A 23,904-nucleotide genomic window follows, 5' to 3' on the forward strand; every position below is an offset into this window, starting at 1 on the left:
GATCGGCGTGGCCCAGGAGCTCGCCGATCACCCGCAGATCCGCTCCGTTCTGCAGGAGATGGGTCGCGAAGGCGTGGCGCAGCTTGTGCGGCGACCAACGCGAAGCGTTCGGGATCCCGGCCGCCGCCGCCGTCTCCTTGATCTCCTTCAAGGCCGCGTCGATCGTCAGGTGCTGCTCGCCGTTCGAGACCCGGTGAAACAGCCAGACGTCGGACCGCGAGCCGTACCGTCCCGCCAGTTCGCGCCACCAGCCGATCGCCTCGACCGCCCGGTCGTGGAGCGGCACCAGCCGGTCCTTGCCGCCCTTGCCGCGGACATGGATCATCCGGGTTCCGGGCCGTACTGCGTCGGCCGGACGCGTCACGGCCTCGGAGACCCGCATCCCGCTGGCGTAGAGCGTTTCCAGCAACGCCGCACGCCGTGCGTAGCCGGCCTGCCGGTAGAGCCCGACCGATTCGTCCCGGGCCAGGGCGTGGGCGGTTTCGATCAGACGGTCGACGGCCTCGATGCCCGGGGTGAACGGCAGGCGGTCGGGCCGCTTCATCGGCTGGAGCTCGGCCGCCGGATTGCCGGTTCCAAGACCTTCCGCCACCATGAAGCGGTGGATGCCGTTGGCCACCGAGCGGCGCCGGCTGATCGTCGAATGCGACAGGGCGCGCTGGTCGAGATGGGCGAGGTAGGCGACCATGTCCTGCCGGGTTACTTCGGCGAGGCGGCGCGCGCCGAGCCAGCCGAGATAGCACGCGACATCGCGGCGATAGGTCGTGAGCGACGAGGCGGCGGTGCCGCGCTCGGCGGCCAGGGCGTCGAGCCACAGCTCGATGATCTCGGCGTTGGTCATGCCCGGAGCATGCCGGAGGCCGGTTAACGGGACATTCTCTGAGAAAAACCGCTTATGCGAGCGAGCCCGATTTCGGTTCCTCGCGCGTGGGTGCGTCTGCGGTTGCCCCTCGCCGCGCACGCATCACTCTCCCCGCCGCCGGGCTGCGGCGAGGCGCGAGGCCTCCGGCCATGCCAGCGCCCGCTTTACCTCGACAGGTCCGCCGAAGGGGCGCCCGTTGCTCGCACATCGTGCATGCCGCCTCTTGCATCAGGTCGTCGATTGTTGACAATCGACGACTGACGAGGCCCGCATGACCGCTCGACGCGCGACTTCTCCGACCGACGGCTTTCCCCGCGTGCCGAAGGACACGTTCCGCAGCCGCATCGCCGACAGCCTGCGCAGCGCGATCCTCGGCGGCGACATCGCGCCCGGCTCCCAGCTCGTCGAGACGACGCTCGCCACGCAGTTCGGCGTCAGCCGCGGCCCACTGCGCGAGGCGATCCGGCAGCTGATCGAGGAAGGCATCCTCGAAACGGTTCCCTATACGGGGACCTACGTCATCGACATCTCGGTCAAGGACGTCGACGAGATCTACTCGATCCGCCGCAACCTGGAGACCTTCGCCTTCGAGCAGCTGTGGGACCGGCGCGACGAGGCATTCCGCACCGAGCTGCGTCGCCGGCACGCGGCCCTGACGGCGACCATCGATGCGGGCGACGACAAGGCGAGCATCCTCGCCGAGCTGAGCTTCCACGGCACGGTCTACGAGGCGACCGGACATTCCTTCCTGCTGACCATCTGGCACGGCCTGCGCGGCCGGCTGCAGCTCTACTGGGCGGCGCATCACCGGGCCCACGGCCTGCGCGGCCCGCGCCGGGACGGCCACGACGACTACCTGCGCCTCGCCCTGGGCGACGACCTCGCGGCGATGCGCGGCGAGATCGAGAGCCACATGCGCCGGGGCGCCGAGCAGACGAAGGCCTTCCTCGACGGGCGCGAGCGCCTCCCCGAGAGGCGCGCGTGACCGCCCCGTCCCGAATCCCGACCGACTCCCAGAAGAGCCCCTTGCAGGAGAGACCCGTGCAGGAGAGACCCATGCCCCGTCGCCGCGACGTCCTCGCGCTCGCCCTCGCCGCGGCGGCCACCGCCGCGGGCCTGTCCCCCGTGGCGGCGCAGGGCGAGACCTCGCTCGACCGCATCAAGCGCAGCGGCCGCCTGCGCATCGGCGTCACCTCGGCCGAGCCGTGGTTCTTCAAGGATCCGATGGCCGGAACCTGGAGCGGCGTCGGCATCGACCTCGGCACCGCGCTAGCGGGCAATCTCGGCGTGACGATGGTGCCGGTGGAGACGAGCTGGGCGAACTGCGTCGCGGCGATCCAGGCCGACCAGATCGACGTCATGTTCGTGCTCGACCCGACGGAGGAGCGCCGCAAGGCGATCGATTTCCCGGACAGTCCGCTGTTCTACTACGCCGCCGGCGCCCTCGTCCGGCCGGACCAGACGGCGACCGCCTGGAGCGACCTCGACAAGCCCGGCACCCGGATCGGCGTGACGCTCGGCACCTCGGTCGACCGCATGGTGACCGAGACCGTTAAGGCGGCCAGCATCAGCCGCTTCTCCAACAACGACGAGGCGGTGGCCGCCTTCGCGGCCAGGCACGTCGATGCGGTGGCGCAGTTCCACCCGGCCCTCGTCGTCCAGTACGCCCGGCTCAAGCTCGGCAAGGTCGTCCTGATGAAGCCGGTCACCCCCGTCGCCACCAGCGCCGGCATCCGCCGGGACGCCGACCCGGCCTTCAAAAACTGGCTCGGCGAGCGCTTCGCCGCCCTCTACGCCGCCGGCACGCCGCAGGATTCCTTCGCGGCCTACCTGCGGACCCGCGGCATCGACCCCGCGACCGTTCCGGGTCTCGCGCGGGAGAAATGGGTCTGAGGGCCCTGACGCGGGAGGGACGGCCGTGACCTACGCCTGGGACTTCATGCCCGTCCTGCGCCACCTCGACATGCTGGCGCTCGGGCTCGTCAACACCGTCAAGATCGCGGCCATGTCGATCGTGCTCGGCGTCGGCCTCGGGCTCGGCCTCGCGCTGATGCGGCTGTCCCCCTCCCGGCTCCTGCGGGCGCCGGCGACGGCGTTCATCGAGTTCTACCGCAACACGCCGCCGATCGTGCACTTCTTCTGGTTCTTCTACGCGCTGCCGGTGCTCGCCGACATCAGCCTCGATCCCCTCGCCGCGGCGGTCCTCGCGCTCTCGACCCAGTCCGGAGCGTTCTACGCCGAGGTGTTTCGCGGCGGCATCGTGTCGATCGAGGCGGGCCAGTGGGAGGGCGCCAAGGCGGTCGGCATGACCCGGGCGCAGGCGATGCGGCGGGTGATCCTGCCGCAGGCGGTCGGCCGCATGGTGCCGCCCTTCGTCGAGCGCTCCTTCGAGCTGACGAAGACCACGGCGCTCGCCTCCACCCTCGCCTACGGCGAGCTCCTCTACCAGGCGATGCAGGTCAACAGCCAGACCTTCCGGCCGCTCGAGGTCTACACGGTCGTCGCCCTCCTCTACCTCGTGCTGCTGGTCACCTGCGGCGCGCTGGCGCGCGGGGCCGAGCGGCGCCTGACCGCCTACCGCTGAGGTCGCAGGCCATGGATTACGAGTGGGATTTCGGCCTGCTGGCGCAGAACTGGCCGGTGCTGCTGCGCGGCCTCCTCGTCACGGTGCAGCTCTGGGTGCCGGCCATGGCGGCCGGGCTCGCGCTCGGCCTCCTCCTCGGCCTCGCCCGCCTGTCCCGGTCGGGATGGGTCGCCCGGCCGGCCCTCGGCGCCGTCGAGCTCTTCCGGGGCACGCCGGTCCTGATCCAGCTGATCTGGTTCTTCTACGCCTTCCCGATCGTGATCGGCCTCCAGCTGTCGCCGTTCGCCGCGTCCCTGCTCGCGCTCACCCTCAACACGGCGGCCTATTGCGCCGAGATCTTTCGCGGCGGGATCCAGTCGGTGGCGAGGGGCCAGTTCGAGGGCGCGCGGGCGCTCGGCATGACCCGGGCCCAGGTGATGCGGCGGGTGATCCTGCCGCAGGTCCTGCGCCGCATGCTGCCGGCCTTCACCAATCGCGGCATCGAGCTGGCGAAGGTGACCTCGCTCGCCTCCGTGATCTCGGTGCACGAGCTGATGTACCAGGGCCGCCTGCTGAGCTCGACCTATTACCGTCCGCTCGAGATCCTGACGACGGTCGCGATCGTCTACTTCGTCCTGATCTATCCGGGCAGCGTCCTCTCCGCCCGCCTCGAGCGGCGGCTGGCCGCCCGCAGCTGAAAGGCTTCCGCCCGCGATGACGACACCCCTCCTCGACGTCCAAGGCCTCCACAAGTCGTTCGGATCGCACGAGGTCCTGCGCGGCATCGACCTCGCGGTGATGCCGGGCGAGCGCGTCGCGATCATCGGCGGCTCCGGCTCGGGCAAGAGCACCCTCCTGCGCTGCCTGAACTTCATGGAGATCCCGACCTCCGGCCGGATCGCCCTCGACGGGCGCGCGCTCGGCCGGCCGGGGCGGGACGGCGCCACGGTCTATCCGGAGGGCGAGTTGTGCGGCGTGCGCCGGCGCGTCGGCATGGTCTTCCAGCAGTTCAACCTCTTCCCGCATAGGAGTGCGGTCGAGAACGTGATGGAGGCCCTCGTCACCGTGAAGGGGACGCCCCGGCGCCAAGCCCTGGCGCGGGCGGAAGCCGAGCTCGGAAAAGTGGGCCTCTCCGATAAGCGCGACGCCTATCCGAGCCGGCTCTCGGGCGGCCAGCAGCAGCGGGTGGCGATCGCCCGGGCGCTCGCGATGGATCCGGAGATCCTGCTCTTCGACGAACCCACCTCGTCGCTCGATCCCGAGCTCGTCGGCGAGGTGCTGCGGGTGATCCGCGGGCTCGCCGAGGAGGGGCGCACCATGCTCCTCGTCACCCACGAACTCGGCTTCGCCTACCACTTCGCCACGCGGGTCGTCTTCCTGGCCGACGGCCGCTTCTACGAGTCCGGGACCCCCGACGAGGTCCTGAAGCACCCGCGCGGCGAGCGCACCCGCACCTTCCTGGCGCGCCACAGCGAGTTCGCGTTCTGAACGCGCGCCCCAAAGATCAACCGAGGAACCATCCCGTGTCCGGCTCACAGACCTCCAGCGCGGCGAGCGCGCAGGGCTACCTCGACGATCCCCGCAACGACGGCGTGCTCGTCTCGATCAACGGCGAGTTTTTCCCCCGCGACCAGGCCTCGGTCTCGGTCTTCGATGCCGGCTTCGTGCTCGGCGACGGGGTGTGGGAGGGCCTGCGCCTCGTCAACGGCAAGCTCTTGGCCATCGACGACCACATGGACCGGCTCTACGAGGGCGCCGGCGCGATCGCCCTCGATATCGGCCTCACCCGCCAGGAGATGGTGGCGGCGATCCGGGCGACGCTCGCGCGCAACGGCATGACCGACGGTGCCCATATCCGCCTGATGGTCACCCGCGGCCGGAAGACGACGCCGAACCAGGATCCCCGCTTCGCGCTCGGCCGGGCCACCGTCGTCATCATCGCCGAGTACAAGACGCCCCGGCCCGAGGCCAAGGCGGCCGGCCTCGCGCTGATGACCTCGACCATCCGCTGCAGCACGCCCGACGTGTTCGACCTCAGGCTCAACTCGCACAGCCGCCTCAACTTCATCCAGGCGCTGATCCAGGCGATCAACTGCGGCGCCGACGAGGCGCTGATGCTCGACCCCTCCGGCTTCGTGGCGAGCTGCAACTCGACCAACTTCTTCATCGTCCGCAAGGGCGAGCTGTGGACCTCGACGGGACGGTGCAACTTCAAGGGCATCACCCATCGCAAGGTGGTGGAGCTGTGGCGCGAGAGCGGCGGCATCGTGCGCGAGCTCGACTTCACCCTGGCCGAGACCTACGCCGCCGACGAGGCCTTCGTGACCGGGACGCTCGGCGGCATCACCCCGGTGACCCGGATCGACGGCCGCCGCATCGGCACCGGCCAGCCGGGCCCGGTCACCGCCGAGGCGAGCCGGCTCTACCAGGCTTATACGCTGGCTTGAGCTGTGTGGGACGGAGCGGCTGCCGGTTCCCCGGACCCGAGAGACCGTTCGACTGATCGGTCACCTCCATCCCACCCACGGCCTCATCCTGAGGTATCAGTCGATTGAAGATAGACTGACCTCGAAGGTGGCCTCCAGATGCCACTGAGACAACTGGAGGCCTCCTTCGAGGCTCCCAGTGGACGCACCTCAGGATGAGGTGTGAGTGGAAGAAATCCATCTTCTCGCCGGCAATCTTTCATGCCAGCCAAATTTTTGGAATATTCATACTAACCAAGAAATATATAATATATCTGTCATTTGTGAGAATAGATATTTCATTTAGTCCAATTATTAACCCGCAGATTTGACGAAAACTTTAGTAAATTATTTTAACAATACATCGAAATGACACTTGGCTTCAAGGAGATTGGCGCACTTCGACCGGATCGTGCTCTCCGATCCCGTCGAAAGCTCCTCCCCTGGCGTCCATCGTCCAGCGCCGCCCGCGAACGGCGTGACGTCCTCCGTCCAGGTGTCGACGCCGCGTACCGCATCACCGCCGGGTTTCCTCCGATCGCGACGTTCCTAACGGACATCATCGCGTCTCGTTAAGCCTGACACCTCTTTACGCAGTATCTTGGACTAATCCGCCCCGGCGAAGACATGAGCCTCCGCTGCGGAATGATGGTCATGATTCATTATCCGAGGCCGATTACCGGATTTAAACCTCCCTACGTCAGGTTCGGCATTGGGACAGCACACAGACGGACGGACGGACGAATCGAGCCATGCGGCCGGGATTCAAGGATATGGCGGCCCTCGCGGTCGGCCCGCCCCTCTGGGGCATCCCCAGTACCGCGTCGTCCGAGCCGCGAGAGACCGCAACGGCACCGGTGCCGGGCGACGTCGCCATCCTGCCCTAGCCTGCGGCCGACGCCGCGCGGCAGGGCGTCCGCCTCCAATGGGGAAGCGGCCCCGCCGTCCCGACCTTCGTCGCATCGGGCCTCGACGCGCCGCCCCGACGCGCCGGACCCGCCCCGCACACGCCCTGACCTTCCAGCGAGAGTTCTCCCGATGATCGACGCGACACACGCCGCGGAGCGGCGCCGGATGCGCCTGCGACACGCCGCCCTCCTCTCCGCCACGGTGCTGGCGACCGGTCTTCTCGCCCCGGCGCAGGCCGCGCAGTTCGGGATCGTGGTCAACCAGGTCGCCGACCCGTTGATGTCGGGCCTGCCGCTGCCCGACACCGCGCCGACGGCCGGCCTCTTCTCGGGCGTGAAGGACTGGCCGATGAACGCCATCTCCCTCGCGATGATGCCGAGCGGCCGGATCGTGTCCTACGGCACCGCCGCCGGCAATCCCGGCGTCCAGGACGGCCGGACCTTCACGTTCTGGGATCCGTCGCAGGGTCTCGGCCAGGGCACCACGACCTATGCCGGCGTCGGCGGCGTCAACAGCTTCTGCAGCGCGCAGGCCCTGCGCACCGACGGAACGCTGATGACCTCCGGCGGCATCTTCGACAACGGCAACGACAAGGGCAGCCTCGTCGTCAAGAGCATCCCGAACGGCCAGAACGGCGCCTTCGCGGTCACGGCCCGGCTCGCCAACGATCGCTACTACTCCACCATGCTGACGCTGCCCAACGGCCAGCAGCTCATCATGGGCGGCTCCTACCCCTACCAGGGCGGCTGGGCCGATCCTCAGGGCAGCATCGACAAGGGCCTGATGACCGGGATGACCCCGGAGATCTACGACGGCACCCAGTGGAAGAGCCTGTTCGGCGCCAAGAGCCGCGACGCGTTCGGCCCCGAGAACAGCCGATGGTGGTATCCCCGCGCCTGGGTCGCCCCGAACGGCAAGGTGTTCGGGATCAGCGCCGAGAAGATGTGGTTCCTCGACCCGTCGGGGAACGGTGCGGTCACGGCGATGAACTTCAAGGAGCCGCAGCGCAACGCCTCCTCGGCGACCGACGCGCCGAATGTCGGCCCGGTCTCGACCGCGGCGATGTACGAGACCGGCAAGATCCTCCAGGTCGGCGGCAACAGCTACGACAACGGCAACGGCTTCCTGTCGAGCAGCCGCGCCTCGATCATCGACATCAACACCGGCAACCCGGTCGTGACCGACACCAACCCGATGAGCGTCGGGCGCGCCTGGGCCAACGCCACGGTCCTGCCCACGGGCCAGGTCGCGGTGACCGGCGGCAGCAAGTTCAACGACCGGGCCGGTGACGACACCGTGCTGCAATCGGAGATCTGGGACCCGAAGACCGGCCGCTGGTCGGTCGGCGCCTCGGGCGGTGTCTATCGCGGCTACCACTCGACCGCGATCCTGATGCAGAACGGCGCGCTCCTCATCGCCGGCGGCGGCGCGCCGGGCCCGGTGAACAACCAGAACGCCGAGGTGTTCTACCCGCCCTACCTGTTCACCAGCGCGAACGGGAAGGTGGCGCTCGCCCCGCGGCCGCAGATCGTCAGCCTGAACACGGTGCAATTGCAGCACGGCGGCTCGCTGCAATTCGAGCTCACGTCCCAGAACGGCCTGTCGCAGGTGGTGCTGGTCGGCCTGAGCGCGGTGACCCACAGCTTCAACTCGGGGCAGCGCCGCATCGTCGCGGGCTTCAGCCAGAACGGCACCGCCGTGACGATGCAGGCGCCGGGCTCGGCCAACGTCGCGCCCCCCGGCTACTACCAGCTGGTCGCGATCGACCAGAAGGGCGTGCCCTCGCCCGGCGTGATCATCGCGCTCGGCGCCGGCGTCGCGGCGCCGAGCCAGGTCTCGGCACCGGCGGCGACCGCCGGTACCGCTGGCGGCCAGACCGGCGGCGGCACCGGCGGGACTGCCGGCAGCGGCGGCACAGGCGGCGGGACCGGCACCGGCGGCACCGGCGGCACCGGAACGAGCGTCGCCACCGGCGCGGCGGTGAGCCTGCAGGCCAGCAACTACACCACGAGCTACCTCACCAATGTCGGCGGCACCGCCCGCCTCGTCGTGCCGGCCAATGCGAGCGACCGCCAGCAGGCGACCTTCCGGCTGGTGCCGGGCCTCGCCGGCCAGGGCGTCTCGTTCCAGGCCAGTGGCAACGCGAGCCAGTACCTGCGCCACCAGAACTTCCAGATCTTCCAGCAGGCCAACGACGGCGGCGACGTCTTCAAGAAGGGCTCGACCTTCCTCCCGCGCGCCGGCCTCGCCGGCACCTGCGGCTGCAACACCGGGACCTGCACGTCCTACGAGTCGGTCGACTGGCCCGGCTACTACCTGCGCCACCAGAACTTCGCCTTCTACATCGCGAAGTTCGACGGCGGTCCGAGCTTCAACCAGGACGCCTCGTTCTGCCCGGCCCCGGGCCTGACCCCCACGGGCTGGGTCCTCAAGGCGGCGCATTCGGGCCTGTGCCTGTCGATCGCGGGCGGCGACACCAGCGACGGCGGCGCGGTCACGCAGCAGGCCTGCAACGGCTCGGCCGAGCAGACCTGGACCGGGACGGCCGGCAACGGCGGCATCGCCTACGTCAACAAGGCGTCCGGCAAGTGCCTCGACGTGAACCTGTCGAAGCCGCCGGCGGCATCCGGCACGCCGATCAACCAGTGGACCTGCAACGGCGGGACGAACCAGGCCTGGACGTCGCGGGGCCAGACCGGCGGCAACGCCCTCGTCTCGGTCAACAACACGAATCTCTGCCTCGACGTCCTGAACGTCTCGACCCAGGCCGGCGCGGCGACGGCGGTCTGGACCTGCAACGGCGGCGCGAACCAGACCTTCTCGTCGCAGTAACCCGGCGATCCTCCGCGGCGCCGGGCCCGGGCGACGGCCCGGCGCCGCGACAAACATCATCTTAAGCATGCGGGGAGGAGGGTTCGACCGCCCTCCCCGATCGTCGTCACAGCCGGGCTCAGCCCTGCTCCCGCGTCCGCCGGGTCTCGTAGGCCTTGAGGTGGGTGTAGGCGACGGCGAGATGCGGCCACGCCCCGCCCGGATCCGCCGCCCGGCCCCGGGCCAGGAGGTCGCCGACGATGTGGTCGGCCTCGATCCGGGCGCCCCGCTCGATGTCGCGCAGCATCGAGGCGGTGAAGCGCGAGCCCTCCGCCGTCAGGGTGCCGCGGCTGGTCTCCAAAAACTTGTCCCGCGGCGCGTGGCCGGCCCCGGCCGCGATGCCGCGGCACTCGTCGAGCAGTCCGAGCATCACATCGCGCCCGCCGGGGGCGGCCACGATGTCGCCGACGGGCGCGCGCATCAGGCAGGTGCCGCAGGCGAGCGTCGCGAGGAAGACCCACTTCTCCCACATCTCGAGCAGGATCTTCTCGCTCAGGCGCGCCGCGAAGCCCGCGCCCTCCATCACCCCGGCGACGCGCGCGATCCGCTCCGAGCGCGTCCCGTCGCGCTCGCCGAAGGTGAGCGCGTGCAGGTCGCTCATCTGCACGATCTCGCCCTCGGGCGAGAGCGTCGCCGCGATGGCGCAGGAGCCGCCGAGCACCCGCTCCGCCCCGAAGCGCGCGTCGAGGGCGTCGAGATGGGCGAGGCCGTTGAGGATCGGCAGCACCATCGTCTCCGGCCCGACCGCCGGGGCGACGTCGTCGAGGGCGCTGCCTAAGTCGTAGGCCTTGCAGCTCAGGAGCACGAGGTCGAAGGGCTCGCGAATCGCGCCCGCCGTCACGGTGGCGGGCCGCGGGATGCGAAAATCCCCGAGCGGGCTCTTCACCGAGAGGCCGCCCTCGCCGAGCCGCGCCGCCCGGGCCGGCCGGACCAGGAAGGTCACGTCGCGCCCGGCTTGCGCGAGCCGCGCTCCGAAATACCCGCCGGTCGCGCCGGCTCCCACCACCAGCACCCGCATGCCGCGTCCTCCCGCCCGTCTTCGTGCGGGCCGAGCTTCGCATTCCCGGCGGTTTCGTCCAAGGTGGCCCGTCGAGGTCGAACGACGGGAGTTGTGGCGCGTGCGGGGTTTGCGGGGGCGGCTGTCCGGGTCGCGGGATCTCGCCGGAATCTGGGTCCGGCGCGGGCTGTTCGTGATCGGGGGCATCGCGGTCGGGGGCGCGGCGGTGCTGATGGCGTACCTCGCCGACGCGGCGCAGGCCGGGTTCCGGGCCGTGCTCGGGATCTCGCCGCTGATCGCGCTGGTCCTCACGCCCGTCGGCTTCGGGGTCGCGGCCTTGCTCGCCCGCACGGTCTTCCCGAACTCGCAGGGCAGCGGCATCCCGCAGGTGATCGCCGCCCGCGACATCGAGGACGCCGCCTTGCGCCACCCCTTGGTCTCGCTGCGGACCGCCGCCGGCAAGATCGTGGTGATGACGCTGGGACTTCTCTGCGGCGCCTCGACCGGGCGCGAGGGGCCGACGGTGCAGGTCGGCGCCGCCCTGATGGCGGCGGCCGGGCGGCTCGCGCCGGAGCGCCAGCGCGGCCTGCTGCTCGCCGGGGGGGCGGCGGGCGTGGCGGCGGCCTTCAACACGCCGCTCGCCGGCATCGTGTTCGGCATCGAGGAGCTCAGCCGCGCCTACGAGGCCAAGACCTCGAGCCTGATCCTCGGGGCGATCATCGCGGCGGGCCTGACCTCGCTCGCGCTCGTCGGCAACTACACCTATTTCGGCACCACCGCCGACACCCTCCCGCTGCGGGCCTGGGCCGTGGTGCCGCTCTGCGGCATCCTCGGCGGCCTCGCCGGCGGGCTGTTCAGCCGCATCGTCATCGCGGTCTCCCGCGGGCTGCCCGGCGCGGCGGGGCGGTTCGTCTCGGGGCGGCCGGTGCTGTTCGCGGGCCTGTGCGGCCTCGGCGTCGCCCTGTGCGGGCTCGCCACCGACGGCCACGTCTACGGCACCGGCTACGAGCAGGCGAAGGCGCTGCTGCACGGCACCGCCGACACCCATGCCTGGTTCGGCCCCCTGAAATTCGTCGCCACGACGCTGTCGTCGATCAGCGGCATCCCGGGCGGGCTCTTCGCCCCCTCGCTAGCGGTCGGCGCGGGCTTGGGGGCCGAGATCGCCGGCCTGTTCGCGGACGTGCCGGTCGGGGCCGTGGTGCTGGTCGGGATGGTGGCCTACCTGACCGGCGTCCTGCAGGCGCCGATCACCTCGTTCGTCATCGTGGCCGAGATGACGGAGAACCACGCCCTGGTGATTCCCCTGATGGTCGCGGCGCTCCTCGCCGACGCGGCCTCGAAGCTGGTCTGCCCGGAGGGGCTCTACCACGCGCTGGCCGAGCCGATGGTCGCGCGCATCACCGGACGCCGGGCCCGGGAGCCGGAGGTGAGCGGTCCGGCGTGAGGGAGGTGGCGGAGCAGGACTTCGACCGGGGAACGTAGCCCTTCCGGCCCGCCTCACAGGGTCTTTCCGGGGCCGCGAAAGCGGAGCCCGGAATCCAGAGACACAAGATCGTTTGGAAAAGATCCGACCGCGTCCCGCCCTGTACTGCACCGCTCGGCGCTCCTGGATCCCGGGTTCCGCTGTCGCGGCCCCGGGATGACGCGGCGGGTGTGAACGGCGTCGGTCCGGTCGAAAATCAAGGCCAGGTTATCAGCCCGATCCCTCCCGGATCACCCGCCTCAGAACGGCAGGATCCCGAACTCGGCGACGCGGCGGTTATGCTCGGCCCAGAGACGCATCATCTTGGCGAACAGGCCCGGCTTCGCGGAAGCCCGGGCGGAGGCGACGGAACGGGTCGCGGCGATCGACGGCGAGGAGGCCATGGGTTCGGCTCCGAGTTGAGAGGTGGGGTGGAACTCTGTGGTTCCTGTCCCCGACCATGCCGCCGATGCTGCGTCGCAGCAATCGATCATCTCGCAGCTGCGATATGCAGCAATCGCATGCAACTGGCGTCATCATGCCGAATTGCCCGCCAATCATGCATGATATGCCTGACTGGCGGGCGTTAAGCTTCTCGTGAAGGCTGTATCTCAGCCGTCGATGGCGGTCAGGTCGACCTCCGTGGTGATCGTGCCGAGGATCCGGGCGCGGGCGTGTTCCAGGGCCTCGCAGGCCTCGGTCAGGGTCCGCAAGGGGGTGCGGCCCCACTCGGTCATCAGCACCACGCCGTCGAGGAGCGGGGCCAGCGCCACGGTGGCGGCCGAGCGGCCGACCGGCGGCAGGTCGACGATCACCACGTCATAGGCGTCGCAGAGGCTGGTGAGCAACGCCTCCATGGCGGGCGAGCCGAGCCAGTGGGGCGAGGGCAGCAGCTCATGCGCGAGGGGCAGCACGTCGCACCCGTCGGTGAGGGCCGTGACGTGCGTGCGCCAGCTCTCGGACGCCCGGGTGCCGAAGCCGCGGAGATCCGCGACGATTCCCTCGCCCGTCCCGGATTCGCGCAGCACCGGGTCGGCGGAATCGGCGTCGATCACCAGGGCGCGCGCCCCCGCGGCGGTGTAGAGCCGGGCGAGCTCGATCGCCGCGAGCGCCTTGGTGCGCCCGCAGGTGCGCCCCGCCGCGGTGAGGCCGATGGTGCGCAAGGGCACGGCGTGGTTGGCCGAGGCAAGGGAGAGCCGGGTCCATTGCAGTCCCTCCGCCAGCCCGGCGCAGAGCCGCGCCTCCTCGGTCAGGCCGCGGCGGCGAAGCCCTGAGCGCCCCGCCGGCCGGGCCGGGATCCAGCCGAGGCAGTCCCGCCCGGTCGCGGCCCGGACCTGGCGCCGGGAGCGGGCGCGCCCGTCGAGGAACAGGCCCGCGACCCCGACCATCACGAACAGCCCGGCCCCCGCCACCGCCCCGGCCGGCATCGTCAGCCGCAGACCGGGATTGGAGCGGAACAGCGGCCGGGTCGCCGCGGTGATGACGCGGGAATCGGCCACCGGGGCGCTCTGGCGCTGCACCGCCTCGGCCAGCACCACCAGCAGGCTCTCGTAGACCTTGCGCGAGGTCTCCGCGGCGGATTCGAGCTCCTCCAGCGTGCCGGGTTCGTCGTCCGCCGGCGCCCGGGGCACGATCTGGCTGCCCGCGCTCGCCACCGGCCCGTCGGCATCGTCGCGCCGGCCGCGCCGGATGCGGTAATTGTGGGTGGCGCGGAATTCCTGCACGGCGCGGATCGCCGTGTTCATCTGACTCCGGAAGCGGTCGACCCGCTCGTTGAGCCAGTCGGTGGCGAATCGCGAGGCCTCGATGCGGGCCTCCATCTTCTCGCGCAGGAACTGCTCGACCACGGCGTTGACGATGTCGGCCGCCTTCTGCGGGTCGCGGGCCGAGAAGGTGATGTCGAGGGCGTAGGCGAGACCGGCGCGGCGCACGTCGAGCCGGGCCGCGAAGGTATCGAGCAGGCGCCGTTCGGCCTCGAGGCCGCTGTCGGCCTCCGCCTCGGCGCGCCCGGTCGCGCCCTTGAAGGCCGCGCGGGCATTCTCGAACAGGGCGACCGCGCGGCCTTGCGCCGCCGCGGCCCAGGCCGGGAGCCGGAGGCTCGCGCCGGCGAATTCCGGATCGCCCCGCAGGCCGAGCTTGTCGATCACCATCCTGGCGACCTTCTCGGAGCGCAGGATCGCCACCTGGTTGGCGATCTGGCCGGTGTCGATGGCGAAGCGCGCCTCGCCGCCGGGCTCGGCGAAGAGCGGCGGCATCTTCGAGTCGATCACCAGCTGCGCCCGGGCGGTGTAGACCGGGGTCGAGGCCAGCGCGTAGAGGGCGCCGAGCGCCGCCCCCGCGAGGGCACAGGCGAGGATGCGGGCGCGGCGGCGGCGAAGGAACGCGAGGATGTCGCGAACCTCGAGGCTGCGCGTCTCCGGCGGGTCGTTCCGAAGGCGGGGGGCGAGGGACGGGTCGGTCCAGATCGGGTTGTTCAGCAAGATCGCGCTCTCTTCGGCTCGACCGCGGCGGGGGATCCGGGATCGGCGGCTCCCCCGCGGGCGCTGGTGGCCGCCGCGGACAACACCCGGGGTCTCTCGATCCCGAGGCGCCGCCCGTGACCCTCCGAGGTGTACGTCCGGCATGGCCGGCGCCGGAACGCCGCGGAACGGCGTAGGCGCGGCCCGGAGGCGCCCGGGCGGCGGAGGCGGGGATCCGCCGATCGCCCGTCTCGTACCCCTTCGGTCCGGCCTCGCCGCCCCCGCCTCCTCCCGAAGGCGGCGGCACTCCTCCGGAGGGTGGAGGACCGGCCCGCTCCACCCGACCCGGCCGGTCGAGGCGGCCCGGGCCCGCCGCCCCCAAAGCCGGTGCTGCCGGGCGGCGCGGCCGCGGCCTAGGCTTCCTCTCGATCCTCTTCGAGGCCGAGCCCGAGCGCTCGGCGAGGCCCGCGAACCGATAGACAGGAGCCCGCCCGCATGCCGATCACCGACGTATCCCTCGAGGAGGGCGCCAGCATCACCCATCCGGACCTCGTCGATCTCGCCGGCTGCCGCATCGGCGCCGGCGCCCGGATCGGACCGTTCGTGCAGATCCGGTCGGGCAGCCGCATCGGCGCGCGCTGCAAGGTCTCCTCGCACAGCGTGCTCGGCCCCGCGGTCGAGCTCGGCGAGGGCGTGTTCGTCGGGCACGGGGTGGTGATCGGCGACGGTGGCGATCAGCCGACCCGGATCGGCCCCGGCGCATCGCTGGGATCGCGCGCCACGGTCCTGCCCGGCGTCGCGATCGGCCGGGGCGCGATGATCGGCGCCGGCGCCGTCGTCGGCGGCGACGTGCCGGATTTCGCCCTGGTGATCGGCGTGCCCGGCCGGGTCGTGGGCGACGCCCGCGACCGGCGCGGGCTCGAACCGCACGACCCGGCCGGGCGCCTCGACGAGGTCTCGGCCGGCTAAGAAGAGACGTCGGGACAGCAAGCCCGGCGGGGTTACATCGGGCAGCTCCGCCGGGCTGGTCACGGCCCGTCAGCGCGTCGCCGCGGCCGTCGGGATTCCGGTGACCTGCGCCGCGGGCTCCTCGCTCAGCCCGCGGTACAGGACCCCGCCGAGCGCCCCGCCGATGATCGGCGCGACCCAGAACAGCCAGAGCTGCGCCACCGCCCAGCCGCCGACGACGAGGGCCGGGCCGGTGCTGCGGGCCGGGTCGACCGACAGGCTGGTGATCGGGATGCTGACTGCTCCGTCCCCGGGGAGGCCGCCATCCCAACGAGGACCGCAACTGCCGCCGCGCATTCCTCGGCGTCGAGTTCTAGTTCGTAGCGCCAGCCGGCGCCCTCGCGGTGATACGCCTCGATCCGGCGCTGGTCCTGGGCGACGAGGGCGAAGTGGCGCAGCTCGGGCAGGCGCCGATTGGCGAGCCATTTCCGGCCGCGGTCGTAGCGTTCGGTCGCGGGGGATAGGACTTCCAGGATCACGGTCGCGCCGGCCACGCCCTTCGTGTCCGGATCGGGCACGATGCCGTCGCCACACGCGACGAAGACGTCCGGATAGAACCGCGCGTCGCCGGCTTCGAGCCGCATCGTCTCCCGGAACGAGGCGCCGGGTCAGGGCGTGATGCGCGGTCGAGCCCCCGACCACCATGCGAAAGATCCGGCCATCGATATATTCGAGCCGCTCTCCGTCCTCCTCCGCCGCCGCGCAGAGACGGTCGTAGCCGTCGAGATCGACGGGCGTGCCGCACCGCAGAGCGGGCAGGCCGGAACTCCGAGGATGAGGACCGGCGCGATCGTAGGCGAGGGCTCCGCGGTCCGAAAAGCCCTTGCCGGGAAGGCGGGCGCGTCAGCGCCGCCCGAACAACCGCTCCACGTCCGACAGCTTCAGCTCGACATAGGTCGGGCGGCCGTGGTTGCACTGGCCGGAGAACGGCGTCGCCTCCATCTCGCGCAGGAGCGCGTTCATCTCCTCCGGCCGCAGGCGGCGGCCGGCGCGGATCGAGCCGTGGCAGCTCATCCGCGACAGGACGGCGTCGAGGCGGCGGGCGAGCGGATCGGCGCCGCCCTCCGTGAGCGCGTCGACCACGTCGGTGAGGAGCGCGCGCAGGGAGCCGCCGGCGAGCGCGGAGGGAACCTCGCGCACCAGCACCGCGCCGTGGCCGAAGGCTTCGAGGACGAGGCCGAGATCTTGCAAGGAGTCGGCCGCGTCGGCGAGCCGGTCGGCCTCCACGGGATCGAGCTCGACCACCTCGGGAATCAGCAGGATCTGCCGGGCGATGCCGCCGCCCGCCCGCTCGCGCTTCAGCCGCTCGTAGACGAGCCGCTCGTGGGCGGCGTGCTGGTCGACGATGACGATGCCGTCCCGGGTCTGGGCGACAATGTAGGTCTCGTGCAGCTGCGCCCGCGCCGCGCCCAAGGGGTGCCGCTCGGCGGGATGAGGGGTCGCCTCCGGCGCCGGCACGCGCTGGTCGGCGCTCGGCAGGGCGAGGTCGCCGGAGAAATGCGCCTGGCGGCCCTCGCCGAAACCCTCGGGGGCTCCCTCGTAGGCGGCCTGGTCCGGCTCGCGGGCCTGCCACGGGGCAGAGGCGGGATCGGCGCCGAAGCCCCCGCCGAAGTCGCGCTCGAACGCCTCCGGCCGCCCCGAGCCGGCCTGCCGGGACGGCGCCGTCTCGTCGCGGCGCGAGAACAGGCTCGCGGGCGGGCGCAGGGGCATGGAGGCCGGCACCGGCGCCTGCGCCGGCCGCAGGCTCTCCAGGGTGCGGGCCGCGACCGTGGCGGAGCTGCGCCCGCCCTCGCGGCGCAGGGCCTCGTGGATGGCGCTGACGATGAGCCCGCGCACCAGGCCGGGATCGCGGAAGCGCACCTCGGTCTTCGCCGGGTGGACGTTGACATCGACGAGGGCCGGGTCGCAGGTCAGGGCCAGCGCCAGGACCGGATGGCGGTCGGAGGCCATCACGTCGGCATAGGCGCCGCGCACCGCCGAGAGCAGCAACCGGTCGCGCACCGGCCGGCCGTTGACGACGAAGTGCACGTGGGTGGCGGCCGCCCGGTGGAAGGTCGGCAGGCCGACATGGCCGTCGAGGGCGAAGGCCTCGCGCTCCAGGCTCAACGGGGCCGAGTTCTGGCCGAATTCCGGGCCGAGCACCGCCACCAGCCGGCGCAGCCACGAGCCCGGACCGGTCTCGGCCGGGAAGACGAGGCCCGTGGACGAGGAGCCCTCGCCCGTCAGCGTGAAGCGGATCTGCGGGTGGGCGACCGCGAGGCGGCGCAGGATCTCGCCCACCGCCGTCGCCTCCGCCCGGTCGGACTTGAGGAATTTCAGCCGCGCCGGAGTGGCGGCGAAGAGGTCCGTCACCTCGATGCGGGTCCCGGGTTGGGCAGCGGCCGGGCGCACCGGCCCCTTCTCGCCGGCGTCGACGACGATCACGTGGCCGGTCTCGGCCCCGGGCACCCGCGAGGTGATGGCGAGCCGCGCCACCGCGCCGATCGACGGCAGCGCCTCGCCGCGAAAGCCGAGGGTGTCGATGCGCTCCAGATCGCCGTCCGGCAGCTTCGAGGTGGCGTGGCGCTCGACCGCGAGCGCGAGGTCCGCCGCGCTCATGCCGCCGCCGTCGTCGACGACCCGGATCAGCTTGCGCCCACCGGCCGCGATCGTCACCGCGATGCTGGAGGCCCCGGCATCGACCGCGTTCTCGACCAGCTCCTTGACCGCCGAGGCCGGCCGCTCGACCACCTCGCCGGCGGCGATGCGGTCGACGAGGACCGGGTCGAGGCGGCGGACCGAGGGGAGTCCGGAGGATGGGTTGGCCATGATGCGAATATAAGCTTTCGCGGGCGGCGCCAGAAGGTGCAGGATCCGGCGTTTCCACCGGATGGATCGACGCGGATGGCGCAAGGCGACGGGCCCCTCGATTCAGGGATTCTCCCTGTCGGGATTCTTGAGGACGACGTGGTTCTGCGTCCCTGCGCCGAGGTCGACCTTCCGGCGGTGACGGCGATCTACGCCCACGCGGTCGCCACCGGCCGGGCCTCGTTCGAGCTCGAGCCGCCGGACGAGGCCGAGATGGGACGGCGCCGGGCCGAACTCGTCGCCGGCGGCTACCCCTATCTCGTCGCCGAACGGTCGGGCCGCGTGGTCGGCTACGCCTATGCGGGCCCGTACCGGACCCGGCCGGCCTATCGCGGCACGGTCGAGACCTCCGTCTACGTCCGGCCGGACCAGGCCGGGCGCGGCCTCGGCCGGCGCCTGCTGGAAACGCTGGTCGCGCGGGCGGAGGCGGCGGGCTTCCGCCAGATGGTGGCGGTGATCGGCGATTCGCACAACGCCGCCTCGATCGCCCTGCACGCCGCCCTCGGCTTTCGGCATGTCGGGGTGCTGCGATCCGTCGGCTGGAAGCACGGCACCTGGCTCGACACGGTGCTGATGCAGCGCCCCCTCGGCCCGGGCGACACGAGCCCAGCCAGCAGCCTTGCCGACGGGACCCCGCCGGACCGATGAGGGAAAGGTCTGTCCCCGCGTCAGTTACGGGGACTTAACCCTGCCGGTTGTAACGCTCTTAACCATGATGGCTCGCCGGAGGTGGCGGGACGGAGCGGAGCGGCAGGCCCGTGGCGGACGAGCGGCGAACATCCGGACAGGCCGGCCCCGGCATCCCCGCCCTGATGCTGGCGGTCTCCCTGCTCGGCGCGGGACCGGTCGCGGCACAAGGACTCGGCCCGACCGCGACACCGGGATCGGGCCAGGATTTCGGGCAGGGGCTGAGTCTCGGTCAGGGGCCGGGCGATCCGTCCCTGGCCGGCCCGCTCCCGGGCGGCCAGGATCCCGGCACCTTCGCGCTCCGGGCCACCAACCCGGCGCTCCAGGGCGGCCTCGCCCGCGGCGTCGGCAGGCCGGGTGCGGGCACCCGCTCCGGCGCGAGGCCGCGCACCCCGCTCCCGCGGCGCACGCGCCCACCGACTACCGCGATCACCCGCCAGGCGACCCAGCAGGGCACGGCGGAGGAGGCACGCCTGCGCCCGGCCGTGCAGATCCCGGTCTCGGGGCTCCCCGACATCGCGGGTGCGGTGCCGCTCCTGCGCCGGCGCACGATCGATCCCCTCGACCCCTACGGGCCGCTCGGCATCCGGCTCGGCAGCCTCACCCTGTTCCCGGCCCTGCAGCAGAGCGTCGGCTACGATTCGAATCCCGACCGCTCGATTGTCCGCCGCGGCTCGATGGCCCTGCGCAGCCAGGGCGAATTGCGCGTCGAGAGCGACTGGTCGTCCCACTCGCTCACCGGCGAGGCGCGCTTCGGCTACTTCACCTATCCGGACAACCGCAACGCCAACCGGCCGGACGGCGACGGGGCGATGCGGCTGCGCCTCGACGTCGCCCGCGACACCAAGGTCGACGTCGAGGGCCGCTACGCGATCTCGACCCAGCGCGCCGGCAGCCCGGACCTGAACGCCCAGGTCCGCGACCGGCCCCTCGTCGCCGCCTATGGCGGCACCGTCGGGGTGACGCAGAACTTCAACCGGCTGCAGGTGACGGTGGCGGGCCTGATCGACCGCCAGACCTTCGAGAACGCCCAGCTCGGCGACGGCACCATCCTGCGCCAGGACGACCGCAATGCCAACCAGGTCGGCCTGCGCCTGCGCACCGGCTACGAGATCCGCCCCGGCTTCACCCCCTTCGTCGACACCCTGGTCGATACCCGGATCCACGATTTCGCGGTCGACCAGTCCGGCCTGCGGCGCGATTCCGACGGCGTGACGGTGCGCGCCGGGTCGAGCTTCGAGTTCAGCCGGCTTCTGGCCGGCGAGGTCTCGGCCGGCTACCTGTCGCGCCACTACGCCGACAGCCGCCTGCGCGACGTCACCGGCCCGGTGATCGACGGCTCGGTGACCTGGGCGGCGACCGCCCTCACCTCGCTGCGGGTCGGCGCCTCGACCGGCGTCCTCGAGACCATCGTGCCGGGGGCGAGCGGCATCCTCACCCGCACCGCCGTCGCCGAGCTCACCCACGACCTGCGCCGCAACCTGCGCCTGACGCTGACCGGCACCCTGATCGGCAACGACTACCAGGGCACCAGCATCCGCGAGCAGGGCTACAGCGCCGGCGTCCGGCTCGATTACCGCCTCAACCGCTGGCTCGGCATCCGGGCGAGCTACGCCCGCGAATTGCTGCGCAGCACGGCGGTCGGGTCGAGCTATCATTCGGACACGTATCTGGTGGGGGTGCGGGTCAACCCGTAACCGACCTCTCCCTGCGACATGCGCGCCGCGCAACCCGGACCGCCCTCCCCCGGTTCTACCCGGAGGCCTCGATCCGAGGGAGGGCGTGTCCGCGCGATGATGAGAGCGTTCCGACCCGAGCGCATCTTCCTGGTCACCAGCCTGGTGCTGACCATCGCGGCGGCGGTGGCGCTCTACCTGCTGCAGGCGACCACGCTCACCATCGCCGTGGCGCCGCGGGACGGGACCGAGCCGGCGCTGATCCGCGCCTACGCGGAGGCCCTGAAGAGCACCCAGAAAGGCGTGCGCCTGCGCATCCTGCCCTTCGACGACGTGCGCGAGAGCGCCAAGGCGCTCGAACAGGGCAAGGCCGACCTCGCGGTGGTGCGGCCGGATGTCGACCTGCCGGCGAACGGCCTGACGCTCGCGATCCTGCGCGACCAGGCGATGCTGATCGCCTCGCCGGCGCCGTCCGGCATCACCACGTTCCCGGGTCTCGCCCGCAAGCGGCTCGGCATCGTGGCCCACCGCGACGCCGATCTGTGGCTGCTCAAGAGCCTGATGAGCTATTATGGCCTCACCCTGCAGGAGGGCGGCACCGGCTTGATTCCGGACGGTCAGGTGCGGCTGGTGCCGCTGGCCGAGGAGGATCTCGCCGGTGCCTTCGCGGAGAAGCGCATCGACGCGGTGGTGGCGGTGATCGCGCCGGCCGCCCCGATGGCGCTGCGCCTCGTCGCCACGGTCCAGGCGGCGAGCCGGACCCGCAAGGTCGCGTTCGTCGGCGTCGAGGACGGGCCGGCGATCATCGAGCGCCTGCCCCGGCTCCAGGCGGTGACGGTGCCGGCCGGCCTGTTCGGCGGCAGCCCGAAGGTGCCGGAGGAGGAGGTGAAGACGGTCGGCGCCTCCTACCGGCTGATGGCCCGGGCCACGATGAGCCGCACCGTGGCGGCGGACGTGACCCAGCACCTGTTCGAGCTGCGCTCGCGGCTCTCCGACGCGACCCCGGCGGCGGACTACGTCGCGGCGCCGGCCTACGAGACCACCGCCGAGGCGACGAGCGCGCGACTGCCGATCCATCCCGGCGCGATCGATTACTACGAGCGCGAGCAGCAGGGCTTCATCGAGCGCTACGGCGACTGGATCTACCTGCTGGCGGTGCTCGGCGGCGGCTTCGGCTCGGCGCTCGCCTGGCTGCGCCAGCGCCTGCGGCGCCTGCGGCGCGAGCGCATCGACGTGGTGATGGACCGCCTGCTCGAGATCCTGGCCGAGGCCCGCCGGGCGGATCCGGCCGGGCTCGACGCCCTGACCGGCGAGGTCGACACCCTGGCGGCGGACGTGGTGCGCTACACCCGCGAACGCGAGACCGATACCCGCACGATGGCGGCGGTGATGATCGCGATCGAGACCGCCCGCTCCACCATTGCCGATTGCCGGCGGCTGGCCGGCGAGGCGGTGCCGCCGCGGCCCGCCTTCCGTCTCAGCGCGGCGGAGTAGACCTCTACCGCACCATCGCCAGCGGCGCGCCGGACTTCGACAACGCACCGTCCATGGCGCCGCCGGCCGGGCGCAGGCGCGCCGCGACGGTGCCGCCGGGCTGGTAGAGGTAGACCTCGCCGTCGCGATAGTCCCAGGCCGTGACCTTGGCGAGGTCCTTGTTGGCGCAGCCGGTGGACGAGGCCTTGTAGAGGTCGAGGGCCGGGGTGCTCGCGAGGTTCACGCGGCAGCTCGCGCCGGTGGCGTCCTTGGCGGTCCAGCCCCCGACGACGCCCGAGCGCCCGCCGCTCGACACGACGGGCGGCGGCGGGGGAGCGATGGCGGCCTGCTGCTGCACCGGCGGGGGGCTCGCCTCCGCCACGATCGGGCCGCCGGGATTGGCGACGACCGGGCCGGGAGGTGCGGCCGCGGCGCCGGGCGGCGGGGCCAGGGGCGCCGAGGTGACCGGGCCGGAGGACAGGCCGGGACCGAGATCCGGCTCCTCCGGCGGCAGCGGCCGGGCGACCCGCGGCGCCGGGCGCGCCGAGGCGCCGATTCCCCCGGTGTCGAAGCGCGACGAGGAGCAGGCGCCGGCGCTCGCGGCGAGGGCCAGGGCGGCGACGGTGCAGAGAATCTGACGCGGCATCGAGGGGTCCTGCGGCAATCCGGGTCTGGCCGGCGGCGGCCGTTCTTCGGGGATCGGTCGTGCCCGGCAAATACGATCCCGGGAGGGCGCGTGCAGGGGTTTCCCCAACGACAAAGGCGCCCGAAGGCGCCTTTTCGAAAGGGTGTGGCCGACAGGACCCAGTCGGCCACACCGGATGCGGTCGGAGGGCCGGTCAGACCTCGCGCGCCACCATCATCTTCTTGATCTCGGCGATGGCCTTGGCCGGGTTCAGGCCCTTCGGGCAGGTGTTGGCGCAGTTCATGATGGTGTGGCAGCGATAGAGCCGGAACGGGTCGTGCAACCCGTCGAGGCGCTCGCCGGTATTCTCGTCGCGGCTGTCGATCAGCCAGCGATAGGCCTGGAGCAGGGCCGCCGGGCCGAGGAAGCGGTCGCCGTTCCACCAGTAGCTCGGGCACGAGGTGGTGCAGCAGGCGCACAGGATGCACTCGTAGAGCCCGTCGAGCCGCGCGCGGTCCTCGGGAGTCTGGCGCCACTCCTTCTCGGGCGAGGGCGTCTCGGTCTGCAGCCACGGCTCGATCGCCGCGTGCTGGGCGAAGAACGACGTCAGGTCGGGGACCAGGTCCTTCAGCACCGGCATGTGCGGCAGCGGATAGATCTTGACCTGGCTGGACTTGCAGTCGTCGATGCCGAGCGTGCAGGCCAGCGTGTTCTGCCCCATGATGTTCATGGCGCAGGAGCCGCAGATGCCCTCGCGGCACGAGCGCCGGAAGGTCAGGGTCGCGTCGACCTTGTTCTTGATCCACAGGAGCGCGTCGAGGACCATCGGGCCGCAATCGTCGCGATCGACGTAGTAGGTGTCGATCCGCGGATTGGCGCCGTCGTCCTGGTTCCAGCGGTAGATCCGGAACTCCTGGACGTTCTTGGCCCCGGCCGGCTTCGGCCAGGTCTTGCCCTCGGTGTACTGTGAGTTCTTGGGAAGGTTGAACTGGGCCATCTG

At 71.7% G+C, this 23,904-nt stretch carries 19 protein-coding genes and 1 pseudogene (1 of these 20 cut by a window edge); 12 read left to right on the top strand and 8 right to left on the bottom strand.

Translation table 11 applies throughout. From position 1 onward, the window contains the following. Positions 1–841, bottom strand: partial view of a tyrosine-type recombinase/integrase gene (locus DK412_RS18150; protein WP_109973084.1) — the 5' portion only. 92 nt of this gene lie to the left of the window's left edge; the window shows 841 of its 933 coding nt (coding positions 1–841); it begins with the start codon at positions 839–841; its stop codon lies off the left edge, out of view. Between the two features lie 292 nt (positions 842–1,133). On the opposite strand from DK412_RS18150, the gene DK412_RS18155 reads away from it, so the two are divergent. The 7 genes from DK412_RS18155 (at position 1,134) to DK412_RS18185 (ending at position 9,631) form a co-directional block, all read left to right on the top strand. Then, entirely contained in the window at positions 1,134–1,847 is a 714-nt protein-coding gene (locus DK412_RS18155; protein ID WP_109973085.1) for a GntR family transcriptional regulator, read from the top strand. A 71-nt stretch (positions 1,848–1,918) separates the two neighbouring features. Then, positions 1,919–2,755 carry a transporter substrate-binding domain-containing protein gene (locus DK412_RS18160; protein WP_109973086.1) on the top strand — a complete coding sequence of 279 codons (837 nt, stop codon included), beginning with the start codon at positions 1,919–1,921 and terminating at the stop codon, positions 2,753–2,755. A 25-nt stretch (positions 2,756–2,780) separates the two neighbouring features. After that, on the top strand, positions 2,781–3,446 hold the full coding sequence (locus DK412_RS18165; RefSeq protein ID WP_109973087.1) for an amino acid ABC transporter permease: 666 nt from the start codon (positions 2,781–2,783) through the stop codon (positions 3,444–3,446). 11 nt (positions 3,447–3,457) lie between these two features. Continuing rightward, a complete protein-coding gene (locus DK412_RS18170) occupies positions 3,458–4,123 on the top strand; it encodes an amino acid ABC transporter permease (RefSeq protein ID WP_109973088.1) in 666 nt (221 codons plus the stop codon). Positions 4,124–4,139: 16 nt separating this feature from the next. After that, positions 4,140–4,913, top strand: a complete 774-nt coding sequence (locus tag DK412_RS18175; RefSeq protein WP_109973089.1) for an amino acid ABC transporter ATP-binding protein — start codon at positions 4,140–4,142, stop codon at positions 4,911–4,913. Positions 4,914–4,948: 35 nt separating this feature from the next. Further along, positions 4,949–5,872: an aminotransferase class IV gene (locus tag DK412_RS18180; RefSeq protein ID WP_109973090.1), complete on the top strand. Its 924-nt coding sequence runs from the start codon at positions 4,949–4,951 to the stop codon at positions 5,870–5,872. Between the two features lie 1,056 nt (positions 5,873–6,928). Continuing rightward, positions 6,929–9,631, top strand: a complete 2,703-nt coding sequence (locus tag DK412_RS18185; RefSeq protein WP_109973091.1) for an AbfB domain-containing protein — start codon at positions 6,929–6,931, stop codon at positions 9,629–9,631. Positions 9,632–9,749: 118 nt separating this feature from the next. Here the strand turns inward: DK412_RS18185 and panE are convergent, their stop codons facing one another. Next, a complete protein-coding gene (gene panE, locus DK412_RS18190; protein ID WP_109973092.1) occupies positions 9,750–10,688 on the bottom strand; it encodes a 2-dehydropantoate 2-reductase in 939 nt (312 codons plus the stop codon). A 100-nt stretch (positions 10,689–10,788) separates the two neighbouring features. Here panE and DK412_RS18195 point away from each other — a divergent pair, with 100 nt between their 5' ends. Continuing rightward, positions 10,789–12,111, top strand: a complete 1,323-nt coding sequence (locus DK412_RS18195; protein WP_245447061.1) for a chloride channel protein — start codon at positions 10,789–10,791, stop codon at positions 12,109–12,111. A 278-nt stretch (positions 12,112–12,389) separates the two neighbouring features. Here the strand turns inward: DK412_RS18195 and DK412_RS30270 are convergent, their stop codons facing one another. Together DK412_RS30270 and DK412_RS18200 are read right to left on the bottom strand one after the other, a co-directional pair. Further along, positions 12,390–12,533, bottom strand: a complete 144-nt coding sequence (locus tag DK412_RS30270; protein ID WP_162596236.1) for a hypothetical protein — start codon at positions 12,531–12,533, stop codon at positions 12,390–12,392. 207 nt (positions 12,534–12,740) lie between these two features. Beyond that, positions 12,741–14,609: a Wzz/FepE/Etk N-terminal domain-containing protein gene (locus DK412_RS18200; protein ID WP_162596237.1), complete on the bottom strand. Its 1,869-nt coding sequence runs from the start codon at positions 14,607–14,609 to the stop codon at positions 12,741–12,743. A 474-nt stretch (positions 14,610–15,083) separates the two neighbouring features. Between DK412_RS18200 and DK412_RS18205 the strand changes: the two genes are divergently transcribed. Then, entirely contained in the window at positions 15,084–15,557 is a 474-nt protein-coding gene (locus tag DK412_RS18205; RefSeq protein ID WP_109973095.1) for a DapH/DapD/GlmU-related protein, read from the top strand. 69 nt (positions 15,558–15,626) lie between these two features. Here DK412_RS18205 and DK412_RS18210 read toward each other — a convergent pair. Then, positions 15,627–15,836 (bottom strand): annotated as a pseudogene (locus DK412_RS18210) (aquaporin); the annotation flags it as partial. Between the two features lie 603 nt (positions 15,837–16,439). Further along, positions 16,440–18,404, bottom strand: coding sequence for a DNA mismatch repair endonuclease MutL (gene mutL / locus DK412_RS18220; protein ID WP_109973097.1), 1,965 nt, complete (start codon positions 18,402–18,404; stop codon positions 16,440–16,442). Between the two features lie 138 nt (positions 18,405–18,542). On the opposite strand from mutL, the gene DK412_RS18225 reads away from it, so the two are divergent. The 3 genes from DK412_RS18225 to DK412_RS18235 all read left to right on the top strand — a co-directional run bounded on the left by DK412_RS18225 (position 18,543) and on the right by DK412_RS18235 (position 22,300). After that, positions 18,543–19,091: a GNAT family N-acetyltransferase gene (locus tag DK412_RS18225; RefSeq protein WP_245447064.1), complete on the top strand. Its 549-nt coding sequence runs from the start codon at positions 18,543–18,545 to the stop codon at positions 19,089–19,091. A gap of 110 nt (positions 19,092–19,201) precedes the next feature. Beyond that, on the top strand, positions 19,202–20,827 hold the full coding sequence (locus DK412_RS18230; protein ID WP_245447068.1) for an outer membrane beta-barrel protein: 1,626 nt from the start codon (positions 19,202–19,204) through the stop codon (positions 20,825–20,827). Positions 20,828–20,926: 99 nt separating this feature from the next. Then, positions 20,927–22,300 (top strand): TAXI family TRAP transporter solute-binding subunit, encoded by a 1,374-nt coding sequence (locus DK412_RS18235; RefSeq protein ID WP_109975354.1) that lies wholly within the window; start codon positions 20,927–20,929, stop codon positions 22,298–22,300. Between the two features lie 4 nt (positions 22,301–22,304). Here the strand turns inward: DK412_RS18235 and DK412_RS18240 are convergent, their stop codons facing one another. Both DK412_RS18240 and DK412_RS18245 read right to left on the bottom strand, forming a co-directional pair. Beyond that, the gene (locus DK412_RS18240) at positions 22,305–22,925 is read right to left on the bottom strand and encodes an AprI/Inh family metalloprotease inhibitor (RefSeq protein ID WP_109973100.1); all 621 of its coding nucleotides are present in this window, start codon (positions 22,923–22,925) and stop codon (positions 22,305–22,307) included. Positions 22,926–23,118: 193 nt separating this feature from the next. Next, the gene (locus DK412_RS18245) at positions 23,119–23,901 is read right to left on the bottom strand and encodes a succinate dehydrogenase iron-sulfur subunit (RefSeq protein WP_109973101.1); all 783 of its coding nucleotides are present in this window, start codon (positions 23,899–23,901) and stop codon (positions 23,119–23,121) included. Between the last annotated feature and the right edge of the window lie 3 nt (positions 23,902–23,904).

This window comes from Methylobacterium sp. 17Sr1-1, assembly GCF_003173775.1.
In the GTDB taxonomy this organism is placed as follows: domain Bacteria; phylum Pseudomonadota; class Alphaproteobacteria; order Rhizobiales; family Beijerinckiaceae; genus Methylobacterium.